Here is a 7408-nt window from a genome sequence, read left to right as displayed (position 1 = left end):
TTTATTAAATAATTTATCTAAGAAAATTGGGATTCATTTAGGATAATCGGGGTGCCGTGTAATATCACTTCACCCCAACATTTGACATAGAACCTTTTTTAATACACCTGTCGCTGCAAAACTTCAGTAATTTTACTAGAATCCAAAGAAGGATGATTTCTCTCCCAATCTGAAATTAGAAGAATATAGGTTTTAAATAATATAAAGGCCAAAAATTCAGGGTCTTGTTGAATGTTTTCTCCCGTTTTTATTTGCTCCTGAATTAGATTTTTTAAATAATCGATTATTTTCTGATCGATTTTTTCAATTGTTTTGATGACATGAACGGTTTGGATATCCCGAGCTTCTTGAACTATTTTCATGATAAGGGAGTGACTTTGTCTAAATGCTAAAATTGCTTCAAGCACGTGACGGATATTTTCATGAAATGGTAATCCTGGTTTAATTGCTTTATTAGCAACATTCATCATTTGTTTGATGGTACTATCAACGATTTCGTCGAATAAATCTTCCTTATTGTCAAAATAAGTATATACTGTTCCTTTTCCGACCTTTGCAATCTTTGCAACACTATCCATTGTTGTACCTTTGAAACCAAATTGGCTGAACGAGGTAGTAGCTGCTTCAATAATTCTCTCTTTTTTTTCCTCAATCATTTTTCGCATTCCCCTTTATTTTCTTGGAATGTACTCAATGACAAAATCCTGTCTTTTTTCCATTAATTAATTTCATTTTAAGTTTATATTAAAATGAACTAGAATTCCATTTGGAACTTAAAAATATGAACTAAAAGAAAATTTTTCTAGATTAGTTAAGTAATATATGGTATATTTTACTACGTTCAGAACTAAAATCCATTTTTGGTCATTCAGTATCGTAACTGTTAAGAAGGGGGTTTTAAAGTGATAAAGGCAAGACTTATTTTAGTTTTGTGCCTTATTGCTGGCTTAATTGTTGGTGGTTTTTTCCTGTTAGATAAAAAAGAAGCAGCAGGAAAAAATCTTTTGGAAGGACAGCCAACAGCATATATTGAAGGAGATGAAAGTAAGGTCAGTTTTAAGCTAGATGGACGAATTGAGGAACTTCTCGTAGATGAAGGAGATGTAGTTAAAAAAGGCCAGGTTATTGGAGTTCTACAAAATGATGAATTAAAAGCTAAAGTATCGCAGGCAGAAGCTGCGGTAAGTGTAGCAGATGGACAGATAAATGAAGCAAAAGCAGCTCAATCGACTGCGGTAGCTAAAACAGAACAGGGCAATGCAGCAGTGAATGTAACAGCAGAAACCGCTGCAAAGAAAGTTGCTCAGGCTGAAGCTGCATTAAAAGCAGCAGAAGCAAATTTGGAAGCATTACAAAATGGTGCTCGTCCAGAAGAAATCAAGCAAGCAGAAAGTCAAATGAAAGCAGCGGAAGAAATTCAAAAAGTAGCGAAGGATAACTTAGAACGTCTACAAACCTTACTGGAACATGGTTTAGCTTCCCAGGCGGATGTTGATAAGGCTAATACAACCTATCAAGAAGCCAAAGGGAAGTATGAGGTGGCAAAACAGCAATATGAAATAGCTGTCCAAGGTCCACGTGAAGAAGAGATAAAAGCTGCCAAAGCACAAGTAGATCAGGCAAAGGCTGCTCATGAATTGGCTGTAGCTTCACAAGATGAAGTTTTGGTGCGACAAGGTGAAGTGAAAGCAGCGGAAGCAGGTATTAAGCAAGCTGCTGGGGCAGTATCTACGGCACAATCAGGTAAATCTCAAGCAGAAGCCGCCTTGGCTGAAGCCAATGTGTACTTATCATATACACAGCTAATCGCCCCAACTGACGGAGTAATTAAAACGAAAGCAGCAGAAGTGGGTGAACTAGTAAGTGCAGGATTCCCAGTCTTTACATTGGAGCAAGCAGAGGAAAGATATTCGAAATTTTACTTCCCTGAAACCGAGATTTCTAACATACAAGTTGGAGATTGGGTTCAAATTGAAGTAATCGCAACCGGAAAAAAATTAAAAGCAAAAGTAGTTTCCATATCGCCTGCCGCCGATTTTGCAGTTCAAAAGGCTACACAAAACATGGATGATACAGATATTCGTTCTTTTAGTGTTAAAGTAAAATATGAAAATATTCCTAATGATGTGAAAACAGGCATGACAGTCAAATGGTTGAAACTTTTAGGTGAACATAATGGAAATTAAAGTTTGGGATATCCTTTATCGTGAATGGATGCATATTGTTAAGAATCCACATACAATTGGGCTATTATTTTTAGTTCCACTAATATATACATTCCTGTTTGGATATTCTTATTCTGGTGCTCAACTAAAAGAAGTAAACACCGTTGTGATAGATCATGATAATAGCCAATTAAGCCGACAAATCATACAAGCGTTTGATGAAAGTCAAACCTTTCATGTGACTGGTTATATGGAAAGTGAGAAGGAATTGAAGGATGCGTTAGCAATAGGAGAGATAAAGGTCGGCATTGTAATACCAGAAAACTTCTATAAACGACTTTTACAAGGTGAGAACCTTCCTATCGTCACTTTGATTGATGGCAGTAATATGATTGTAACTAATTCAACAAGTAGAGCAGCGAATTCAATCATTAGTACTTTCAGCTATGGTTTTTCACAGACGAAGCTTCAACAGCAGGGATTCCGGGATGAGGAAATTAATTCAACTTTTTTTCACATTCCTTATCGTACACGTATTTTATATAATCCAACTTCCAACTACAGTGACTTCATGGTCTATGGCTTAGTTGGAACGATATTGCAGCAGGTGTTATTTTTAGGAGTAGCTTTAACGATTACACGTGAAAAAGAAAGTGGGTTATGGGGGCAATTTGCCAAATGGAAGTTAACACCTTGGAGATTAGCTTTTGCTAAAGTCTTTCCCTATTTCTTAGTAAATTTAATTAATACACTTACGACCTTATTAGTTTGCTTATATTGGTTCAAACTACCAATGCAGGGTAACGTCATACCGCTAGTTTTGTTGTCTTGTAGTTTTACTTTTGGGGTATTAGGTATAGGATATTTAGCAAGTTTATTTGCTAAAGATCAACTAAGCGCTACTCAGGTGACTATGCTTGTTGCTGTCCCATCTTTTGTGTTATCCGGATTTACTTGGCCATTAGAAGAAATGCCTAATTTCTTAGTTGGACTCTCACAAGTCTTACCTTTGACTTATTATTTAGATGGAATTCGTCATGTATTAATTAAAGGGAATGGCCTATCATTTATATGGGGCGATATTATTAGTCTCTTACTAATTGGTCTTGTAACTTTCTTTGTCGCTTTCCTTGCTACGAGTACGATTGTATTTAGGAAGAAAGATGCTCTTTAATCGGAGAGATTAGTGAAATTGAAATAGATGTACCTAATATAAAAGTAAAATTAAACATAATACTAAAAGGAGATTACCATATTCGCCAAATTGGTAATCTTCTTTATTTGAGTCAAGTATTTGTTGGCAGTTAAAGGAAGGGACCCATAACTTTACAAATCAGAATCTCTTTTAATTAAAAACGATATATTTTACAATTAATCCCCAATCAAACGTTGAAGTTCCGTTTCGATATTAAACACCCGTTTGTTTAATGCAGATGTTTTGTAATCTACATCGGATGCTATTTTTTCGGTGAAGTCACCTAAAGTTCCAATAATCTCATTTCGAAGTTCAGCATGATCTGTTCGTAATGCTTTCACTTCTTGCTCGATTGAGTCGAGACGCTGATCCATTCCGTTTAATCGTTGTTCCATTGAGTCTAATCGGTTATTGACTGGTTCTAACTCTTCCTTTAAAACTGAGCGTAACAATTCTGCTATTTCGTTATTCATCCTCATTACCTCCACGTTTTTTTATATTATAACATAGAAGTTACTAGAGAATAATCTACTATTTGAAATGTAACTGAATCAAACACTCCAAACTTGAAATCATGATTCCGTTAATATTAGTAAGTATTCATTAAGTATAAATAGCGTCTGCTAAGAAGATCTGACAGGCTCTATTTAAACGACAAAGTAATTATTACTTGAACAACTTAAATTTGCACAGTAAGTATTCTTTTTCAATCAAAACTCCTCTATCTCCTCACGCGTTAACACCTTATTTCCATGATAGTACAATTGGTATCGATTATTACTTTAAAAGGTAGGTTGGGAGTTCTCTTTTCAAATAAGGCTGAGCATGATCTGGCCATTGTTCGATTGGTTTATTTATATAAAGCTTATAATCAAAGTCAAGATTTGTATTAAAACTATGGTTCATGTTGTCAAAGTTTAAATCATTTACTTTTGCAAAAAGTAAATCGTCGGATACTTGTACAACTTTTTTAATATTACGAATCACTACGTCTTCGTAAAAATTCGAAGCAGCTAATTGGAAAATCCCATCCTTATAGTACATCCAATTCCAATTTTCCAAATCAAACTCTGAAGGCAAGTCTAGACTATTTGGGTCTAAATCCACGTTAAAGTATTCTTTTATAGCATTTTTAACTGTTTGCTCAGTATAACCTGATCCATATTCCCCTGAGGCATCTGATTCAACGATCTTTTGCAAAATGACATATGCAATCATCGATTCATAGGTAAGGGCATCACGTTTGTCAATATTTCCGAAATAACTATAATCTGTAATTGCTTGTTCTAATTCTGGAGTCATAGTTGCTTCCTTACCATTAGCAAAATCGCCCATGTCAGTGGTTAACGTGTTAATAACATTTTCTAGAGAAGATATAGGATTTGAAAGATCCATTGCAAATTCCTTCGTTCCAATTGAACTTTTTATAATTGGTTGTTCCTCTCCTGTATAAGTATCGAAGGCTTTTTCATATGTTTGCTGATCAACTGTATCACCGTTGACCCCATAGAAAAGATTATCCTCTTCAATGTTATTGTTTAATGCGTAATAAAACTCGTCAGATAAAGTAATTGCTTTATCATGAAGCGTAAAGAATAGATTGTGCGAGTATTCACTTCCTTGTCCAGTCATATCACTAGAATGTTTGATAGCTGTTGTATTATCTTTTAATTTTACTAGTGTTACAGCTAAATCTGATGCTGTGCTTGAATCAATCGTATAAAAAGCATCCCATAGAAGTGTTGGGTCCGATTCGGAAGCTCCCCATACTTCTTCTATGTAACCATTTTGATTCCGATGTTCCATTGGATCCGTCTGATAGTCATTACTTTTAAATAAAATATACAACTCTTTTTTCGCATCGTTATTAAAATCAATTAATTCAGTGTAGACAACTCCAGTAGAGTACTCTGATTCATGATAGCTATGATTAGGTGACGCAACTCCGTAGTTTTCATAAATATCAAGCAGTATAGATGCTAATTGTTTATTTTGAGCTATGAGATCTTCAACATTATGTAATTCAGTTTGTACATTTTTAAGTAAATCATTATGTTCCTTACTAGAACTTAAAGTTTCCTCCAGCTCTGTTAAAATTCCTTTTGCCGGTTGAAATTCGTTTAGGTTTATTAGTTCAATCGCCTCTTCAAATTGTTGATTGAATTGTAACGTCTCTTCTTGCTTACTATTATCATTGCACCCAAATAAAAACTAATAGTAAGACGAGAAGAAGTAATATGTTTTTCATTTTAACACCTCGATAAAATTTATTTCATTATCCCAAATATAATCATAATTTGTAATTATTTTAATAGAAAACAAGAATATGGTTGAAAATTAAACATTTAATTATCTAAATTTTTCTAGTTGACTTCACTTAAATACTTGAAAAAATCATATTAATATATTTCCAACCATATAATGATTAAGATTTGCAGAGTTAACATACAATCACTTTTTTATGAAATTTAACCTAATAATAGAGAATGAATAATTTCTAAAGGTATTCAGAATAACTGTTTCATAGAACTTTTATACTTTATAAATCGACAATTTATAACAAAAATCTATCAATTGACCTCTAATATTTACAATTGTTTCACAAAACTACTAACTTAAATTTACAAACTTTCTCTAGTATAAATATTGGTTGATTTACAATTTAAATCCAAATAAAGGGGATGAATTAGTTTGAAGAAGAAATATCAAAAGTATTTTATTGCTACAATGGCCGCTACGGTGGCTGCATCAGGGGTGGCGACGTTAGCACCAAGCACAACAAGTGCAAATACAAGCTTTTCGGATGTTCCTACTAATTATAATTTTTATAAAGAAGTGACGAATCTAGCTGAACGCGGGATTATTAAAGGATTTGAAGACGGTACATTTCGTCCAGGTGACTATGTAACTCGTGGACAAGCAGCAAAAATTATTGCTGGTGCCCTAGATTTAGACACTAAAAATGTAAAAAATCCGGGTTTTAAAGATATCCCAACAAGTCATCAATACTATGGCGCTATTGCAGCACTAGCGAATGCAGGAATTATTAGTGGTTATGAAGATAATACGTATCGTCCGGGTGAACCAGTTCAACGCAACCATATGGCAAAAATACTTGCTGGGGCTTTTGAACTTAAACCTTCTACTAATTCACTTCCATTTACAGATGTGAGAAGTGATTATAAAAATTATATTTCGGCTCTTTATGAAAACGGTGTAACGACAGGTAAAACAGCAACTACATTTGATGGTTCTTCAAATGTAACACGAGGTCAATTAGCTGCATTCGTTATCCGTGCAGAAAAAATAAAACCTTCTGACCAACCAGAACAACAAGATCAACAGCTTACTTTAACAATTGAAAGTGTTTCAAATAATACGATTCAAACTTCTGAAGGTGAATTAAAAGTTGCTTCTTCTTTAACGTCAATCTTTCATTCTAAAAATGCGGCTGCTTTGAAAGGTGCAAAAGTAACAGCAGTTGTTTCGAATGGTGTCGTTACAGAAGTTTCATCACTAACATTTAATGCTTCTGGAGCTAAAGGAAAAGCTATAGTATTTGATGGCAGCAATACAACAATCCAAGGAGCTGTTACCGTAAATGCTGATTTTGTTGCTCTTAATAATATGACAGTGACTGGTAATGTTACGCTTACAGATAAAGCTGTTACTAATTTTTCAGCCGAAGGTCTTACTGCAAATGGAGAATTAATTATTGAGGAAGGAGCTGCAGACCAAGTCGCATCAATTAATGGCTTTGTAGCTGCGGAAACAACAAAAGGACCAAAAATTGATTTAAAGAAATCAAAATTTAAATCAGTTCATGCAAAACGTAACAATGTATCCTTATCTTCAGATACAAAATTTTCTGAAGTAAGAGTATCAGCTAAAGCATCGACGCTAGAAATCAATGCAGATGCTGAAAAAATAACAATTAACACTACTGTAAATTTAGGCTCTATAATATTTGTTGGGGTTTGAAAAAATTTCATAAATAAAAAAGCACGTAATCACCGATTTCTATATACTTGAATTGTCGAAAAACAAG

The 7408-nt window shown here is 34.1% G+C and carries 6 protein-coding genes; 3 read left to right on the top strand and 3 right to left on the bottom strand.

Annotated elements, in window-relative coordinates; genetic code table 11:
* Nucleotides 1-98: 98 nt before the first annotated feature.
* The gene (locus tag JOD29_RS20070) at nucleotides 99-656 is read right to left on the bottom strand and encodes a TetR/AcrR family transcriptional regulator (RefSeq protein ID WP_036180466.1); all 558 of its coding nucleotides are present in this window, start codon (nucleotides 654-656) and stop codon (nucleotides 99-101) included.
* A 246-nt stretch (nucleotides 657-902) separates the two neighbouring features.
* Here JOD29_RS20070 and JOD29_RS20065 point away from each other — a divergent pair, with 246 nt between their 5' ends.
* Complete coding sequence (locus JOD29_RS20065; protein WP_240033645.1) at nucleotides 903-2186, top strand: HlyD family secretion protein; 1284 nt, start codon at nucleotides 903-905, stop codon at nucleotides 2184-2186.
* Entirely contained in the window at nucleotides 2176-3339 is a 1164-nt protein-coding gene (locus JOD29_RS20060; RefSeq protein WP_036180464.1) for an ABC transporter permease, read from the top strand. The genes JOD29_RS20065 and JOD29_RS20060 overlap by 11 nt, the downstream gene beginning before the upstream one ends.
* Before the next feature lie 197 nt (nucleotides 3340-3536).
* Here the strand turns inward: JOD29_RS20060 and JOD29_RS20055 are convergent, their stop codons facing one another.
* Nucleotides 3537-3833, bottom strand: coding sequence for a hypothetical protein (locus tag JOD29_RS20055; protein ID WP_036180461.1), 297 nt, complete (start codon nucleotides 3831-3833; stop codon nucleotides 3537-3539).
* Nucleotides 3834-4137: 304 nt separating this feature from the next.
* A complete protein-coding gene (locus tag JOD29_RS20050) occupies nucleotides 4138-5208 on the bottom strand; it encodes a hypothetical protein (protein ID WP_205101747.1) in 1071 nt (356 codons plus the stop codon).
* Nucleotides 5209-6051: 843 nt separating this feature from the next.
* On the opposite strand from JOD29_RS20050, the gene JOD29_RS20045 reads away from it, so the two are divergent.
* On the top strand, nucleotides 6052-7341 hold the full coding sequence (locus JOD29_RS20045) for an S-layer homology domain-containing protein (RefSeq protein ID WP_124767046.1): 1290 nt from the start codon (nucleotides 6052-6054) through the stop codon (nucleotides 7339-7341).
* Nucleotides 7342-7408: the final 67 nt, after the last annotated feature.

It is taken from the genome of Lysinibacillus composti (assembly GCF_016908465.1).
Taxonomy (GTDB): domain Bacteria; phylum Bacillota; class Bacilli; order Bacillales_A; family Planococcaceae; genus Ureibacillus; species Ureibacillus composti_A.
This window is presented reverse-complemented; position numbering and strand designations above follow the sequence as displayed.

Excerpts from the sequence above, each read along its gene's own strand:
- JOD29_RS20070 (WP_036180466.1), bottom strand. The coding sequence starts at position 656 with ATGATTGAGGAAAAAAAAGAGAGAATTATTGAAGCAGCTACTACCTCG.
- JOD29_RS20060 (WP_036180464.1), top strand. The coding sequence starts at position 2,176 with ATGGAAATTAAAGTTTGGGATATCCTTTATCGTGAATGGATGCATATT.
- JOD29_RS20055 (WP_036180461.1), bottom strand. The coding sequence starts at position 3,833 with ATGAATAACGAAATAGCAGAATTGTTACGCTCAGTTTTAAAGGAAGAG.